Source organism: Paraburkholderia sp. Ac-20347, assembly GCF_017104805.1.
Taxonomy (GTDB): Bacteria; Pseudomonadota; Gammaproteobacteria; order Burkholderiales; family Burkholderiaceae; genus Paraburkholderia; species Paraburkholderia tropica.
Genome location: NZ_JAAGPN010000049.1, coordinates 24760 through 41739, shown reverse-complemented (window position 1 = coordinate 41739; position 16980 = coordinate 24760). Strand labels below are relative to the sequence as shown.

The 16980-nt window shown below is 59.2% G+C and carries 12 protein-coding genes and 2 pseudogenes; 13 read left to right on the top strand and 1 reads right to left on the bottom strand.

The genetic code is table 11. The annotated features are described in order from the left end of the window. From G3N97_RS12460 to G3N97_RS12450, 3 genes and pseudogenes are all read left to right on the top strand, one after another. A pseudogene (locus G3N97_RS12460) lies at positions 1-313 on the top strand (hypothetical protein); the annotation flags it as partial. A gap of 128 nt (positions 314-441) precedes the next feature. Continuing rightward, the gene (locus G3N97_RS12455) at positions 442-1083 is read left to right on the top strand and encodes a MarC family protein (protein ID WP_205993484.1); all 642 of its coding nucleotides are present in this window, start codon (positions 442-444) and stop codon (positions 1081-1083) included. A 33-nt stretch (positions 1084-1116) separates the two neighbouring features. After that, a complete protein-coding gene (locus tag G3N97_RS12450) occupies positions 1117-1491 on the top strand; it encodes a TraR/DksA family transcriptional regulator (protein ID WP_205993483.1) in 375 nt (124 codons plus the stop codon). Between the two features lie 49 nt (positions 1492-1540). On the opposite strand, the gene G3N97_RS12445 is transcribed toward G3N97_RS12450, so the two are convergent. Continuing rightward, the gene (locus G3N97_RS12445; protein WP_321968570.1) at positions 1541-2509 is read right to left on the bottom strand and encodes a Dyp-type peroxidase; all 969 of its coding nucleotides are present in this window, start codon (positions 2507-2509) and stop codon (positions 1541-1543) included. Positions 2510-4344: 1835 nt separating this feature from the next. On the opposite strand from G3N97_RS12445, the pseudogene G3N97_RS12440 reads away from it, so the two are divergent. The 10 genes and pseudogenes from G3N97_RS12440 to G3N97_RS12395 all read left to right on the top strand — a co-directional run. Continuing rightward, positions 4345-5435: pseudogene (locus G3N97_RS12440) on the top strand (IS5 family transposase); the annotation flags it as partial. Positions 5436-6290: 855 nt separating this feature from the next. Next, on the top strand, positions 6291-7061 hold the full coding sequence (locus G3N97_RS12435) for a Crp/Fnr family transcriptional regulator (RefSeq protein WP_205993482.1): 771 nt from the start codon (positions 6291-6293) through the stop codon (positions 7059-7061). A 178-nt stretch (positions 7062-7239) separates the two neighbouring features. Continuing rightward, on the top strand, positions 7240-8490 hold the full coding sequence (gene frc, locus G3N97_RS12430; protein ID WP_205993481.1) for a formyl-CoA transferase: 1251 nt from the start codon (positions 7240-7242) through the stop codon (positions 8488-8490). A gap of 44 nt (positions 8491-8534) precedes the next feature. After that, positions 8535-10247: an oxalyl-CoA decarboxylase gene (oxc, locus tag G3N97_RS12425; protein WP_205993480.1), complete on the top strand. Its 1713-nt coding sequence runs from the start codon at positions 8535-8537 to the stop codon at positions 10245-10247. Positions 10248-10295: 48 nt separating this feature from the next. Next, positions 10296-11513, top strand: a complete 1218-nt coding sequence (yfdE, locus tag G3N97_RS12420) for a CoA:oxalate CoA-transferase (protein ID WP_205993479.1) — start codon at positions 10296-10298, stop codon at positions 11511-11513. A gap of 22 nt (positions 11514-11535) precedes the next feature. Further along, positions 11536-12213, top strand: a complete 678-nt coding sequence (locus tag G3N97_RS12415) for a YoaK family protein (RefSeq protein WP_205993478.1) — start codon at positions 11536-11538, stop codon at positions 12211-12213. Positions 12214-12269: 56 nt separating this feature from the next. After that, complete coding sequence (locus tag G3N97_RS12410; RefSeq protein ID WP_205993477.1) at positions 12270-12647, top strand: PAS domain S-box protein; 378 nt, start codon at positions 12270-12272, stop codon at positions 12645-12647. A 117-nt stretch (positions 12648-12764) separates the two neighbouring features. Then, on the top strand, positions 12765-13880 hold the full coding sequence (locus G3N97_RS12405; protein ID WP_241030548.1) for an alpha/beta fold hydrolase: 1116 nt from the start codon (positions 12765-12767) through the stop codon (positions 13878-13880). Positions 13881-13950: 70 nt separating this feature from the next. Further along, on the top strand, positions 13951-15225 hold the full coding sequence (locus G3N97_RS12400; RefSeq protein WP_205993476.1) for an MFS transporter: 1275 nt from the start codon (positions 13951-13953) through the stop codon (positions 15223-15225). A gap of 91 nt (positions 15226-15316) precedes the next feature. Beyond that, a complete protein-coding gene (locus tag G3N97_RS12395; protein ID WP_205993475.1) occupies positions 15317-16975 on the top strand; it encodes an NAD(P)-binding protein in 1659 nt (552 codons plus the stop codon). The last annotated feature ends 5 nt before the right edge of the window (positions 16976-16980 follow it).

Sequence of the window (16980 nt, the reverse complement as noted above, 5' to 3'; positions counted from 1 at the left end):
AGGTGCGGACACGATAACTATGTTACACGATGACGAAGGGTGCAGCGTAGACAACATCACGACCGAGCACACGACAAACGACCACGATAAGGATACGGAAGTGGAACAGGAACAGGCAAAGGAGACGGCGCAGGCACAGGCACAGGCACAGGCACAGGCACAGGCACAGGCACAGGCACAGGCACAGGCACAGGCACAGGCACAGGCACAGGCACAGGCACAGGTACTGCGTGCATGCGTTGCCATCTTCAAGCTCGATGGCGAGTCTGCGGAGCGACTCTCATCGAAGCTGCCGGTGGCCGATTCGTGGTGATATGCTCTAAGCGGCGCAAACATGCCTGTCGCGAAGGTGGCCGCACCGGGCTGGATTGAAGCGTCTGCTGCGTTCATCGAACGGTACGCGCTTGAATCTTAGGTTGGACTGTGATCACGAGTTTACTCATGGCAATCGACTTCACGTTTTCGATGAAGGTCTTCTCGTCGCTCTTTGCGATCATGAATCCCATCGCGAACATCCCGGTTTTTCTTTCGCTAACCGAAGGAATGGCCGACGGGAAGAAGCGGGCCGTTGCAGCCACAACCTTTATCGGCGTGACGATTGGCTGCGTCATCTCCGTCACCGTGGGCGAGACGATCCTTAACGTGTTTGGGGTCAGCATCGAGGATTTCCGTTTGGCAGGAGGCTTGCTTGTATTGCTGATCGCGCTGGACATGGTACACGGCTCACCGAGCGCGCAGCACACGCCGCAGCGACGCGAAGTGGGGGAGAGCGGCTATGATCAGGACGTGGCGATCTTCCCGCTGACGACGCCTCTTCTCGTCGGCCCCGGCACGATCGCCACTCTGGTGGTGTTCGGGCACGCCGCAGCCTCCAACGGAGAGTTTGGGAGTCTCGCCATTGGGCTGGTCGTGTTTCTCGCATTGCTGGCCATTGCGTTGTTTTCCGCGCCCTATCTCGGGCGCTTTCTGTCTGCCAAGGTGACGGCAATCGCCAGACGTCTGATGGGTATGATACTGGCAGCAATCGCGGTCGAAATGATGGCCGCAAGCTTGACGACAATATTCAAGGGTTTAGTTCACTAGCTCGCAGTGTCATTGATGGGTCTTTGAATCGCTATGACTGATCAGATATTGAGCGAAGCGTTCATCGAGAATCAGCGTCAGCGCTTGCTGGCGATGCAACGCGAGGTGCTGGGCGGCGAAAAAACGACGATTTCGGCCGGGCACAATCAGGAGGCGGTGTCCGGCGAGGAGGCGAAGGAATTCGAGGGCGATGCCCAGAAGATGGAGCAGGATATCGCCAATCAGGCGCTGCGGAACGTGAGCGACCACAAGGTTGCCGGCATCCAGCGGGCGCTTGAAAAGATCGCCGAAGGCACCTATGGGCATTCCGACAAAGGCGGCGAACCTATTCCCATCAAGCGACTGAAGATACTGCCCGAGTCAATCCTGACAGTACAGGAGGAAAGCGAGCGCGATGCCGGCCGGTGACTCTGCCTGCTTTTCACGTATTCCGCCACATGAGGGGAATAAGCCGCGATCACCCAGCGATGCTGCTTAAAAATTGTCGCGCCGGCGCAAAGAACGTTACCCCCGTTACGGCTTTTGAGAAGTCCAGAATCCGATCGTGAAGCGGTGGCGGATCACCGATAAACATTCGCTCAAGCATTTTTTCTATCACCCAAAGATGGCGTGAATAGCCAATGAAATAGGTGCCGTACTCGTTACGCCCCGGCGTGGCGAACGGCATGTTGTCGCGGAGAATGTCGTGTTCTCCGTCTGCATCCTCGATCGTGCAGAGCGTCTTGTGCGATTTCTGGCCCGCCGTTGCGTCCGGCAGTTCTACATTGTCGAATTTTTTTCGGCCTATGATGGCTTCTTGCGTCTCCACGCTTTGTGCTCGCCAGGCAGCCATATCGTGCAGATATTTCTGGATCACGACATAACTGCCGCCGGCATAATCCGGGTCTTCCTCCGCGACTATTGTTGCGTCGGGGAGATCGAGACCGTCGGGGTTCGCGGTGCCATCGACGAATTCCAGCAGGTCGCGTCCATCGAAATAACGGAATCCCGCTACATCGTCAATGACTTCGACTGCAGTGCCGAAGGCTTCAAGGACAATTCTTTCGAATTCGACGATGACGTCCGTCGATACCGCGCGTACGTGATAAAGCAGATCGCCTGCGGTTGAGACGGCGGTGTGAGCCGCACCCCGTACTTCCTGGAACGGTCTGAGCTCCTTCGGCAGCGGCTTCCCGGTGAGCGGCGCCCAGGCGCGATGTGAGATCCCGACGTTACAGTTGAAGAGGCCACCGGGGGCTCGAATCCGGACATTTTTGACAAGATCGTCGGTGCTGGCGATGACGGATTGAGCGAGAGCGATCGACGCGTCGTCGTCCTTGATCCTGAGTACCAGGAAAGCGGCGGCGGCCGAGCAGGGCGCATCGATCGATTGCGGTTCGACCGAGAGCGCTTGTTGTTGCGCGGGTGGGATCTGCGAAGCTGGCACGTTGAAGGACCCTCCTGTGGTGACGCGAACTGCCGGATCGCATCGCGACGATGTTCAGTGACTGCAGGTCTGCAGCATGAGCCGCTACACATTCACAATAACACCGATGTCGCTTCTCCATTTCAGAAGATTGAATCGGGTGCCGATTTTCCGCGCCGGAATCGGGAAAAAAGACGAGAATCTTACGAATGACTGTCTCTTTCCGTTATGCCGCTAGTAGTTTTGCGCGATCTGAAGCTGCGGAATGAATTGGTTTCATCCGATATTAAGAATCGAATAATCAGGCGTACTAGCGACGCTGCGTGCGGGTAAAAAAGCGGTTGGGCTACCTGTGACATACCCCGCCCCTGGACCTGGACGCCATTCCCGCCGATGCGCGGTGCTAGCGGATCGGCGCGGAGGAGTCGCCCGCACGTAGCAATTGCGAGAGTTGCGAAAATGACCAGTTGTCCCCGTACGATCGAAGATCGAGACTACGTCGAACCGAGCATCCGGCCACGTTGCAGGGGCGATGGGCGAGCGAGACATGTGTCCGATGAGCGACGGCAGCACTTTGTGCTCCCACGCAATGAGCACGATGCCGGCGCGAGTGAGTACGTCTGCCATTAGCGCTTGACCGTCGTCTTTCAGGTAAGTCGTGACATAGTTTACATGCAATGTCTCACGCAGCAGCGAAACAAGCGGCGTCACAGTCTGCATCGAGTGCTTGCTCTTGCTCGAAGGACCCGCTCGCGCAGCGAATACGGTGATGAGTTTGAGTTCCGTCGCATGCGTTTTTTCGATTGGGCAAACGAATCGCGCCAGGGCGCCAGCACGCTGGCAACCGCGACGCAAAGGCTCTCCGCATCAGGCTTGCCGTCCACTTCGATTCCCATACTTTCATTGGCGACAGGTTTCTTCGCGTGCCGGATAAACATGATTCTGTCGGGTCGCATGTTACCTTCGGGGAGTGCCGTTATAAACACGGCATACGATGTTATAACGAATTCAGGGTCGACTGACTGATGCAGTTCGATGCGAGGACAGTGGCAGGTCGGGACTTGTGAGAGAAGCGATTGACGAACGGCGAGCCATTAACTATGACGCGCTCCAGTAAAGTGCTTTGAGCGGTCCAGATGGAGCAATGTGATTGCAACGCCACCGACAATCGCAATGAGAACCACCACCGAATAGAACTCACGAGCGACTGCTAATTGGGGGGAGAGACTATTGCACCAGCGGAGAACACCGGCAGGGCTGTAGATGGCAGATCCAGCCAGAACGGGTAAGGCCCGCTGCCAACGATGCGCGCGGCGAAAGCCAGCGAAGCAACTTTGCCAGACGCAGTCGTGGGTATTCGCGCCGCGTTGGCTGAAGTTTTATTTCGATGTGGTGTGCATGCAGCGTCGCCGCTGTTAACATGACGAAAAATCTGACTGCGCCTGAAGCTGCCATTCCTATCCACGTGTCCTCAGTGATCCGGTCAATCTCTTGGTAGTCCTTGAATGACAAAAGCAGGTAGCAAGTGGCTTGATGTGTTTTTCTGGCTATCGCTCCTGTCCACTTGGCCATTTCCTGGGGCCATTGATTGGTGTCGCCATAACAGAATGTAGCTGCCGGAGCGGCTTTTTCTCAAAAGTCTGTGGGAAGCATGTTGTATGACACGGCATCGGTCATGGGCCAAGCCGTGGCGCGAGACCCTCAGGGAGTGAACGGATCGCTGTACGCGCACTCCTCGCTCGCTTGCACTAGCGTCTAGCCGACTGTTGAATTTGGGTCTCGTGTGAGTGGGGTTTGAAGGACAGACGTTATGGATCTTGTGTGCGTGAGATTGGGCGATGAGTCCGATGCGCGGGATTGATTCGATGCAGGAGACGCTATTTACGACGGTTAAGCTGGACGACTTCGTTCCTGCTGATCACCCGTTGCGACCGATTCGACCGCTTGTGAATGACGCATCGAAGCGGCTTAACGGGTTGTTCAGCGTGATCTACGCCGACCGCGGCCGGGCCTACATTGCTCCTGAGAAACTGCTGCGTGCCTCGCAGTTGCGTGTGTTCTACTCGGTGCGCAGCGAGCGATTGCTGATGGAGCAGATGCGTTACGACCTGCTGTTCCGCTGGTTCGTCGGAGTGGTGATCGAGGACGCCGTGTGGAACCACTCGGTGTTCTCGAAAAACCGCGACCTGCTGCTGGAGCATGAAGTCGTAGATGCATTTTTCACTGAAGTCATGAGCCTAGCCGACAAACATGTCCTCCTTTCCAGTGAGCATTTCGCGGTGGACGGCACGCTGATCTAGGCCTAGCCACTCACAAAAGCTTCCGTGCGAAGGACGGTTCGGACGATGGGCTGCCAGCAAGCGGTGGGTGCAACGCCGACACGGACTGGAAAGGCAAGCGGCGCAGCAACGATACGCATGACTCGGGTACGGATCCGGCGCCCGTCTGTTCAAGAAGAGTATAAAGAGTCCAGCACATCCTGTGCTACCACTGCTACATCCTGATGGAGAACCGCTCCGGGCTGGTGGTCGGCGCTGTTGTTAGTCATGCGGATGGTTTCGTCGCGCGGGTCAGCGCCTTGCGGCTGCTCGAGCGCGTGCCAGGCACGCAGCGAAGAAAGTGGGTGCCGCAAGGCCTATGGCACGCGTGACTTCGTGAGCGATTGCCGCGCCCGCAACGTGACGCCGCATGTCGCACGCAACGATGAGCGCGCTGGCGGTAGTGCAATCGACGTCGCACTTCGCGGCATGTGGGGTAGCGGGGCAGCCAGATCATCCGTAAGCGTGTCGAGGAGCATGTCGGCTCGGGTAAAACGGTCGGACGGATCCGGCAGACGTTCTATCGCGGGCTCAGGCGCGCCGATCAGCACTGCAAGCTGACGACGGTGGCGAGCAGGCTGAGCCGCATGGCGCGTATGCCAGCTGTGGTGCGGCAAGGAGCGACGAGATTAGCCCGGCGACGTGGCGATCATGCAGCGCCGTCGTATCAACCGGGTGCGTTGCCAGCAAAAATCAGCTGGTGGACCCGTAATTCAGCAGCAAATCGCATACGGATACCTCGTGAACACGGTGTCGGTCTTCATGACGGGGCACTTTTCAACGGCCATGCTAGATGGGCCGAGGCCGCGTGGTCGGCACGTCAAAGAAGCGAAGATTGTGGACGCCTCGGGGCGCGGGACTATGAAGCTGCCTTCAATCGCGTCGCATCGGTGTTCCTGGTACCCTTCGAACCATCTCTCCCAGTCCATCACATGCTCATGCAAAGGACGAAAGAACCCCTGCAGAGCCATGAATTTTATGACGCTGTCGTATTAGAGTGCGATCTCAGTGAGTAACATCGTGCTAACGAGATTCTCAAGGTTGCGAGGGGAACAGGAGGCAATGGTGCAGGAGACCGTGATTCAGGCCGTCCCATTCGATAACCCGTATGGGGCGATGAGGGCTTTGCGCGGTCCATGACGGTTACGTTTTCCGATTGGCCGTAACCTGTATAGATTTGGGGCGTCGTCGGTGGAGCAGTCGGATGAGCGCAGCCGCTGCGAGCGGTTGCGGCGCAAGCAGGAACCTGGGAGCCATCGCCTGACGCTGAGCTAGAATACGCAGTGGTGTGCTTTATCACGACCTGGTCGATCTCAGCATGTTTTCGAAATGACATCTGAGAATGGGGCACGGTATGAGAGGCGACGATTTTTGGACATCTTCCGTTTGGTCAGTTAGCAGCGGCCGCGCTAGGCGCTAGCGGGTATATTTTGCTAGCGGTTTATCGGGAACGGATTTTTGCTGAGGTATATGGTGACTCGACCATGAATCATTCCCAACGGCAGCTTTTGACGGCGGTGCGACCGTCGATCTTCGCCGCACCATTCGACGACAACGGCGATGGCAGTGCGGTTGAACTGCTTTCGGCGGCAGAGCAAGATGCACTGATGCAGGTATCTGAGTTGATCGAAATACCTCGAAACTCGCTTCTATATTCGGAAAGGGAGGCTTCCCGGTTCGTCTATAACATCGTGACTGGTGTTGCTGAGACGTATCGTATCGAGCCTGAAGGGGTGAGGTGTGTGACGGCTTTCCTTTTTCCACATGACTTGATCGGACTCAGCGCAGACGGCTTTTACGTTTCGACGGCAAAAGCGTTAACCCCCTTGTCGGTTTTTCGCATTCCAATATCCGATCTGAAAGCGATTTTGGAGCGCGATCCGCGCCTTGATATAGGTTTGCTCTGCAAGCTATGTCACGAACTGCGGCACTCGCAGTATCACGCCATTATGGTATCGAAGCGCGATGCGTCGGTACGTGTTGCCCGTTTTCTCTTGTGGATCCAGCAAGCCAACTTTGACCAGGTCGAAGGCCGCAGTACGATCGTTCTTCCTATGAGTCGTCAGGAGGTTGCCGACTATGTGGGTTTGTCGATAGAAGCGGTAAGCCGGGGCCTGCATTTTCTGGAAGAAGAGGGAGCCGTGACCCGCGACGGCCCGCGGCTGATCTCCGTTAAGGACCCCGTAAAACTGAGTTTGCTGGCCGGACATGTTCCGACGGTTGCTAGTCCCGTTCCACCGGGCTCCTTTCGCTGACAGATGGGCGGAGCAGCGCCTACGTGAGACGGCACCTACGTTGCTAAGTAATGGTTCGTAACGTTATCCGCGAACGAAAATTAACTGGGCTGCCAGATTTTGATCTGGATCAATGCTGCTATTTTTCAAAAGATGCTTAATCGAAGACAGTGTTTTTACACTTTCAGAGGATTGAGCGATGGAGTTCCCACTTAGCGGTATCAAGGTTATCGATTTCACAGGCGTACAGGCGGGGCCGGCCTGTACTCAAATGCTCGCGTGGTTCGGAGCCGATGTCCTTAAAATCGAACTCCCCGGAAAGGGCGATGTGACCCGGCAGCAACTGCGCGACATCCCGGATAAGGACGGCCTGTACTTCACGATGCTCAATTCGAACAAGCGTTCGTTGGAGCTCAATACGAAGACGCCTGAGGGCAAAGAGATCCTGACCAAACTGCTAGAGCAGGCAGATATCCTTGTTGAAAACTTCGCGCCGGGCGCACTTGAGCGCATGGGTTTTGGCTGGGATCACGTGCACCAGTTGAATCCGCGGCTGATCTATGGGACCGTGAAGGGCTTTCCTGAAAACTCCCCCTACGGCGACCTCAAGACCTACGAAGATATTGCCCAGGCGGCAGGTGGCGCGGCGTCGACAACCGGTCTGGTCGAAGGATCTCCGCTGATGTCGGGGGCGGCGTTGGGCGACTCGAACACGGGCATGCATCTGCTGATCGGATTGCTGGCAGCACTGCTTCACCGTGAGAAAACGGGCAAAGGCCAGAAAGTTTATATGTCAATGCAGGACGCCGTACTGAACCTGTGTCGCGTGAAAATCCGCGACCAGCAGCGACTGGAACGCAACGGCGAACTGACTGAATACCCGCAGTATCCGCACAAGCCTTTTGGCGACACGGTGCCGCGCGGCGAAAACGCTTCCGGGTCGGGCGTACCTGGCTGGATGCTGAAGTGCAAGAACTGGAAGATCGATCCTAACGATTACGTTTATGTGATTTTTCAGCCTTGGGGTTGGGAGAACGTATGCAAAGTCATCGGGAAGCCGGAGTGGATCACTGATCCGAAGTTTGCGACGCCCGAGGCTCGCATTCCGCACCTGTTTGACGTCTATGCGGCCGTTGAGGCCTGGACGATCGACAAGGACAAGCATGAGGTCGTCGAGATCATGCGCAAGTACGAGATCCCCTGCGGGCCCGTGCTGACGACAAAAGAGCTGCTGCACGACGAATCGCTGCGTGCGAACGGCTCGATCGTGGCCGTCGAGCACAAGGAGCGTGGAACCTACTACACGGTGGGATGCCCGCCCAAGTTCTCGGCTTTCACGCCGACCATCACCGCGTCACCGCTGCTAGGCGAACACAATGAGGAAGTGCTGACTGAGCTGGGTTACTCGAAAGAGCAGATCGCCGATTTCAGGGAAAAGAATGTGATCTGATTTTTCGCGGCATTGTCACTTACTCAGCAGAACGGGGATTCAATATGGCAGACAGTCCTGCACAGGCCGCACTGACAGATGGCTTTCATCTGGCCGTCGAGGCGCTGAAACTCAACCGCATCGACACTATCTATGGCGTAGCCGGCATTCCCATCACGGACCTCGCACGCCTTGCCCAAGCCGAGGGAATCCGGTACCTTGGTTTCCGTCACGAACAGTCCGCGGGAAATGCCGCCGCGATTTCGGGTTATCTCAATCAGTGGCCGGGTGTGTGCCTGACCGTCTCGGCCCCTGGTTTCCTCAACGGCCTGGTCGCGCTTGCCAATGCCACGACGAACGGTTTTCCGATGATCCAGATCAGCGGGTCCAGCGACCGTGCGATCATCGATCTGCAGCAGGGCGACTACGAAGAGCTTGACCAGATGAACGCCGCGAAGCCGTTCGCCAAGGCGGCGTTCCGGATCAACCGGCCCGAGGATATCGGCATCGGTGTCGCCCGCGCAATCCGTGCCGCGGTGTCGGGAAGGCCGGGCGGCGTCTACCTGGATCTCACCGCTGCGGCTTTGGCGGCCACCACCGACGCAGCATCGGCGCACGCATCGCTCATCAAGGTCGTCGACCCGGCCCCCGCGCGCATCCCTTCGCAGGAATCGGTGACACGTGCGCTTTCGCTCCTCGCGAGCGCGCAGCGTCCACTGGTTATCCTTGGCAAAGGCGCCGCCTACGCACAGGCCGACGATGCCATCCGGGCATTTCTGGAAGAGACCGGTATTCCATTTCTGCCGATGTCGATGGCCAAGGGGCTTTTGCCAGACAATCATGCGCAGTCCGCAGCGGCCGCGCGTTCCTTCGTGCTGGGTCAGGCTGATGTTGTCATGCTCCTTGGTGCGCGCCTGAACTGGCTGCTCGGACACGGTAAGGCGCCGCAATGGTCCGCAAACGCCAGGCTGATCCAGGTCGAGATCGAGCCCGCCGAGTTCGACAGTAACCGCGCGATTGCCGCGCCGGTGGCCGGCGACATCGCTTCGGCAATGGCTGCGTTCCTGCAGGCTCTGTCAACGACGCCCGTGCGCACGCCGGACGCGTGGACGGAAGCGATCATCCAGCGCCGCAAGCACAATGAAGAGAAGATGGCGGCGAATCTGCAGGCCAACCCGGACCCGATGACGTTCCAGAGCGGCCTGCGTGCAGTCCGGGATGTTCTGGCGAACAATCCCGACGTCTATCTTGTCAACGAAGGCGCGAACACACTGGACTTCGGGCGAAACATCATCGATATGCAAATGCCACGCAGGCGGCTTGACGCGGGAACGTGGGGCGTCATGGGCATTGGGATGGGGTACTCGATTGGCGCCGCGGTGACCAGCGGACGACCTGTCGTGGCGATCGAGGGAGACAGCGCGTTCGGCTTTAGCGGCATGGAGATCGAAACCATTTGCCGTTACCGCCTGCCGGTTGTCATCGTGGTGTTCAACAATGGTGGGATTTATCACGGTGATGATATCAACCGGAGTGGCGGGGCCGACCCGGGGCCGACGGTTCTGATGGGTTCTGCACGTTACGACAGGTTGATCGAGGCTTTTGGCGGCAAGGGCTATCACGTTACCCGACCGGAAGAACTGACCGCAGCGCTGACGACGGCACTTGCGGCCAAGGCGCCAACATTGATCAACTGTGTGATTGACCCCCATGCGGGCACGGAAAGCGGACACCTGAAAAACCTCAATCCGAAAAGCGGGTTGGCGGCTACGAAATAGGCAGGCGTCGGGTCACACCGCACGTCATCTGGGTGAGCAGCATCGCGTGTGGCCGAAACCCAGCCACGTCACATCATGATGGGAAGAATAATGGACTCTTCATCAGCAGCAAGGACGCGCCCGGACGGCCCGTTTTCGGATGTGCTCGTCATTGACCTGACGCACGTGCTCAATGGTCCGTTTGGGACGAATATCCTGACAGATCTTGGCGCGAGAGTGATCAAGGTCGAGCAGCCGGATCATGGCGACGATACGCGGCTTCTTGGTCCGTTTGTTGGCGACCAGTCGCTCTATTTCAGCTTTGTGAACCGGGGCAAGGAAAGCATCGTCCTGGATCTGAAGGCGGACGGTGACCGTGACATCTTCCTGAACATGGTGCGCAAGGCCGACGTGCTGGCGGAGAACTATCGGCCCGGCACAATGCAGCGCCTCGGGTTTTCGTACGAGGAGCTTTCGCGCATCAATCCGCGACTGATCTACGCGTCGTCTTCCGGCTTTGGCCAGACCGGACCGATGGCCACGTACCCCGCCTACGATACGATCGTCCAGGCGATGAGTGGCATCATCGACGCGACAGGTTTCCCGAACGGTCCGCCCACCCGGGTCGGTACATCGCTCTCCGATCTATGCGGCGGTATCTTCATGTTCAGTGGCATTGCGAGCGCCCTGTACGATCGGGAGAAAACTGGCAAAGGGGCGCATGTCGACGTCGCCATGTTCGATGCGACGCTCGCGTTCCTGGAACATGGGTTCATGTCCTACGTGGCAACCGGGAAGGCGCCGGGTCGCATCGGCAATCGCCATCCCTACATGGCACCTTTCGACATCTACGAAGCACGCGACCGGCAGTTCGTGATCTGTGCTGGTAACGATTCGCTGTTTCTTAAACTGTGCAGCGCGATTGGGCGGTCTGAACTCGTGGACGACGCACGGTTCTCGGACAACCGTCATCGCATGGAGCATGCCGCTGCCCTCAAGGAAGCGCTTGAAGTGACGTTACGTGAGCAGGACGCGGCGCACTGGCTGCAGGTCATTCACGAGGCCGGCGTTCCTGTGGGACCGTTGCTCGATATTGCGGAGGCTGCGGCATTACCGCAGACAGCTGCGCGCAACATGGTGATCGAAGCTGGCGGGGTGAAAATGCCGGGCAATCCGATCAAGCTCAGCAGCTATGCCGACCCGGCGGTGCGCCCAGGGGCGCCGTCGCTGGATCAGCACGGGGCTGCGTTGCGCGCCGAGTTCAAGCCAACCGGCCGCAGTGCCTGAGCATAGGGAGATCAGGATGGACATGTCAGTCGCATCCCCGACTGTGCTCCCGTTGCGCGTCAATGTGCGGCGCGTCGTTGCGCTCACCACCGTTTGCGGTTTCGTGGAGGTGATCGGATACAAGGACGCGGGCGGGATCTATCCGGCCATCATGACAGGCAACACCGTGCAACTGGGCTGGAGCCTGGCGCAGGCCGCATGGTCCCGCTTTGCGCTGCTTGCGTTTGCCATCGGTGCGTTCTTTATCGGCTGCATGATCGCGAGCGTGATCCGGCGTCACCTGAAGCGGCCGCCGCTCGAACTGTGCATCATGGCCGTGCTGCTCGTCATCGCCGGTGTCGTGCGCGGATATCCCGCGTTGCGGGTGCCGGTCGAACTCCCGATTCTGGCACTGGCGCTCGGGATGCAGGGGGAGACGATCAGCCGTTTCGGTGCGGTTTCGCTGCAGACGCTGGTCGTGACCAATAACATGGTGAAGTTTTCAGACACGTTCATTGGCCGATATTTTGGCGGCAGAAGTGCGACGGAAAAGCGCCCGTCTCTCGCCGACGTGCTCCTGCCTGGCCTCGCGTGGCTTACCTACAGTCTTTCGGCAGCCGTCGGTGCCATCATGGCAGGCCTGACGTCGGAACCGCTCATCATCCCTGCGCTGATCCTTGTCCTTGTCACACTTGATCTGATCCGCCTCCCGGATCGTTGAACCCTATTCAGGATGAGGCCATCAGATTCTGTCGGCCCCGATCCGAGGACTTAATCATGGCAGACACTGCGCCTCTCGACGCGCTGATCGTCGGGCAGGCCCCCGATGCGCTTATCTGCGCGGACCGGAACGGCGTGATCATCCGCTGGAACATCGCGGCGGAGGCGCTGTTTGGATACCAGGAGCAGGAGGCGTTGGGGCAAAGCCTGGACCTGATCATTCCGGTTCATCTTCGCGCTGCGCACTGGCATGGCTTCAGCCGGGCGATCGAATCTGGCGAGACGAAACATCATGGGCAAGCGGTTTTGACCGGCGCGATGCACAGGGACGGCACGCGTATCTACGCGGACGTCGCGTTCTCACTGGTCAAGTTTGATACGGGGGAGGTAGCCGGTGCGGTTGCGATTGCCCGACCAAAAAAACGTGACGCGTGACAAAGGCTGTCGCCTTGGCACCGATCATCCACACAACCCCACGCCCCTGTGGGAGGTATGGTACGCGCTTGGCCTGCCGGGGCGTTATCAATGCCAGTTCCAGCACGGAGATGCTTGATGGGTCGTTTACCTCATAACAGAACTCCGGTTCCGCCACTTCCTTTCTTCTGGCCGATGATGGCCGCTACAGCGATGTTTGAGGCCGGTACAGCATTGACTGCGAGAAACCTCGCATTTCTGGCCGAAGAAGAAAAGCTGCATTCTGGTCTCCAACCTTCGCTCGCAACGAACAACCGACCTTTCCTCGACCTTCGAACGATGGTGCTGCGGGATTACTCGAGCCCGGCCGCCTGCGGTCTGCCGACCATCGTGGACGCGCCTTATGCGGGTCACCGATCGATGATTGCCGATTACCAGCCCGGTCAGAGCCTGATGGAGACGCTGCGGGACAACGGCGTTTCGCGGCTCTATCTGATCGACTGGAAGTCAGCGACTGAAGACATGAAGGACCTGGAAATCGACCAGTACCTGGCTGAACTGAACGTCTGCGTGGACGAGTTGGGCGGCCGCGTCAATCTGGTCGGTTTATGCCAGGGCGGCTGGATGTCAGTCATGTACGCTGCGCGCTTCCCGGGCAAGGTTGCGCGCTTCGTGCTCGCTGGCTCGCCAATCGATACCGATGCGGGCGACGGTCCGATCAAACGGATGGTGCATACGTACCCCGAATCCTTCTACGAGGAGCTGGTCAGAATGGGCGGGGGCCTGATGCGCGGGAAGTTCATGCTTCAGGGCTGGAAGAACATGCACCCGGAGCAGCACTACATCTCAGAACACATCGATCTGTATGAGCACATTGACGATCCGGCGTACCTGAAAAAGGAGGAAGCATTCGAGAGTTGGTACGAAAACCCGCTTGATCTCCCGGGGCGATGGTATCTGCAGGTCATCCGGAAGATTTTCAGGGAAAACCGGCTGGCGAAGGGAACGTTCGTTGGCCTCGGCCGCGTGCTGAACCTCAAGTCGATAACGTGTCCGGTCTACCTCCTCGCGGGGGAGTCGGACGACATTACAACGCCGGAACAGGTGTTCGACGCGACGAAGTATCTGGGTACGTCAGCAATGAACGTCGTGAAGAAACTTGTGCCGGGCGGTCATATCGGCCTGTTCATGGGCTCACGGACGCTGAAAGACACCTGGCCCGGAATCGCTGCGTGGATTGCGGAAAGCATTTAAACGCAGGAGAGGTAGCCAGCAGTGTACTTCCCGGGTTGTTGAACGTAGTCGTCAAGACAGGAAGGTTCCGATGGCAAGTGTAACGCCCAGTTCTTCGTCGACCCTGACGGCTCGTGAGCCGATGCATATCGGCTTTGTGATCGCCTGGCTCTTCTGCATCATCTTCTACTTCGTGCAGTATGCGTTGCGCTCGGCGCCAGGGGTGATGGTCCCGGAGCTGTCCGCAGCATTCGGTCGCGATGCGGTGGGTGTCAGTGCGCTGGTTGGCCTGTACTACTACACCTATTCACTGTTTTCGATTGTCGCGGGTGCGGCCCTCGACCGGCTTGGGGGCAAGAGCGTGATTCCGGTGGGGATTGTGCTCGTCGCCGTCGGGGCGGTCCTGTTCGGTCTGGGGAGCGTCCAGTTAGCAGGGATTGGCCGGCTTCTCCAGGGCGCCGGATCCGCCTGCGCGTTCACGGGGGCGGTCTATCTCGCGACACATGGTTTTCCGCCACGCTACCTCGCAACTGCGGTCGGGTTCACGCAGTGCTTCGGGATGCTCGGCGGCTCGGCAGGACAGTTTGCAGTAGGCCCCCTGATCCATGGCCTGATCACCTGGCAACAGTTCTGGTGGCTGTCAGGAGCAGGCCTTCTCGTGATTGCCTTGCTGGTGTTTCTCGCCACACCACATGGCCACGATGCGGGACCGGCAAGCCAGGGTTCTTGGGCGAAGATGTTTGCCCCTTACCGGATAGTGCTGACCAATCCGCAATCGTACCTGTGTGGCTTTTGCGCGGGTCTGCTGTTCCTGCCGACCACCATTGGCGACATGATCTGGGGCGTGCCGTTTCTGCGTAACGGTCTGGAAGTCAGCTACGCGGAGGCGGTGAACCGCGCAAGCATGGTGCCGCTCGGCTGGGTTATCGGCTGTCCACTGCTGGGCTATCTGTCCGATCACATCGGCCGTCGCAAACCGGTGCTGTTCGCAGGTGCCCTGCTGATGCTCGCGTCCGGTGCGGGCATCCTCTATCTGCCTGCCGGCGTGGCACCGCATTATGTACTCGGCCTGCTGCTAGGTGTTGGCTCCGGCGCTGCGATGTTGCCATATTCGGTGATCAAGGAAGTTAATCCGGATAACGTCAAGGGCAGTGCAACCGGGGCAATCAACTTCCTCGTGTTTACGTTCAGTGCATGGCTCACGCCTCTGTTCGGCCGGTTGCTGGCGCGTTACGCCGGCGGTGGCCCGATTGACCTGCCCGTATTCCGGGAAGCTGGAGGCTGGTTGCTTGGTGGCATCGTCGTCGCAATGTTGCTTGCGCTGTTTCTGAAGGAAACCGGGCCACAGGCAGGGATCACGAGATAGGTGCTCTTGTCCCTGCGGCGGGTCGCGACATCCGGCATACAGAAACCGGCGCGCGAATTCGCGGATACCCCATATACGAATAGAGGTTCGAATGAACATCCGCCTCGAGAACATGAGTCCTGCCGTGAACCTGACCCGTCGACAGGCGACGGGGCCGGTGCGCACGCAGCACCCGGTCTGGCACGATCTGCTGCCACCGTGCAACGACGCGTGTCCCGCCGGTGAGGACATCCAGGGCTGGCTCGCGCTGGCGCAGGCCGGGAAGTACGAAGCCGCATGGCGACGCCTGGTCACGGATAATCCATTTCCTGCCATCCACGGTCGGGTTTGCTATCACCCATGCGAGACAGCATGCAATCGGGGCTCGCTCGACAGCGCGGTCTCCGTGCATGCGGTAGAACGCTTTCTCGGGGACCAGGCGCTCGAACACGGCTGGTACGTCACGCCGGCCCCGCCTACCGGCAAACGCGTGCTGATCGTTGGCGCCGGGCCGTGCGGGCTCTCCGCAGCATGGCATCTCGCGCTGCGTGGTCATTCGGTCGAGATCCATGAGGCGGGTCCGGTAGCGGGCGGCATGCTGCACTTCGGGGTTCCGGCATACCGGCTGCCGCGCGATGTTCTGGACCATGAGATCGGTCGCCTCGAGTCGCTTGGCATCCGCATTGTGCTGAACCGGAAGGTGGAGGACGTGCTCTCGGAGAAGTCGACGGGCCGCTTTGATGCGGTGCTGCTTGCCATAGGGGCGCAGGTGGCCCGACATATCGACATTCCGGCTCGCGACGCGGCGCGGGTGCTCGACGCGGTCACATTGCTGCGTGCGGCCGGCACTGGGGAGCGGCCGCAACTGGGGCGGCGCGTGATGGTATACGGCGGCGGGAACACCGCGATGGATGCGGCGCGCACCGCACGTCGGCTAGGCGCGGAAGAAGCGGTGATCGTCTATTACCGTGACCGCGAGCACATGGGCGCGCTGCCGTTCGAAGCTGCCGAGGCGCTGGAAGAGGGCGTGCGCATCCAGTGGCTGTCGAGTATCCGGGATGTTGATGGGACGTCCGTCCGGGTGGAAAAGATGCGCCTGGACGGCGATGGCCGCGCCCAGCCGACCGGCGAGTACGAGACGCTGGAAGCTGATTCACTGATTCTCGCACTTGGCCAGCAGACTGACACGGGATTCCTGCGCAACATCCAGGGCATCGGCTTCGCAGCCGATGGCACAGTGATTGTCGGCGAGGATTTTCAGACGGGCTATGCCGGCATCTTCGCGGGCGGCGACATGACGCCGGCAAACCGCACGGTGACCACGGCGACCGGCCACGGCAAGCGCGCGGCCCGTCACATCGACGCGTGGCTTGGGGGCACCTCGCTCATCAGGTCTGAGCGCCATGCAATCGTCGGATTCGATGCGCTGCACCTGCCACTGTACAGCGATGCGATACCGTCCACGCAGTCCGCACTGCCTGTCGGCGAGCGCGGTGGTTTTGAGGAAGTGATTGGCGGCCTTGACGAGGGCCAGGCGCTCCACGAATCGCGTCGTTGCCTCTCGTGCGGTAACTGCTACGAATGTGACAACTGCTACGCCGCGTGCCCAACCCAGGCCATCGAGCGGCTCGGGCCAACCAGGGGCTATCAGGTGAGACTCGAGCGTTGTACCGGTTGCGCGGTCTGTTTCGACCAGTGCCCTTGCCATGCGATCGACATGGTGCCGGAGACGGACGCGGTTGCTGCCCCTGCCGTGGAGGTCCCGCGATGACCCGG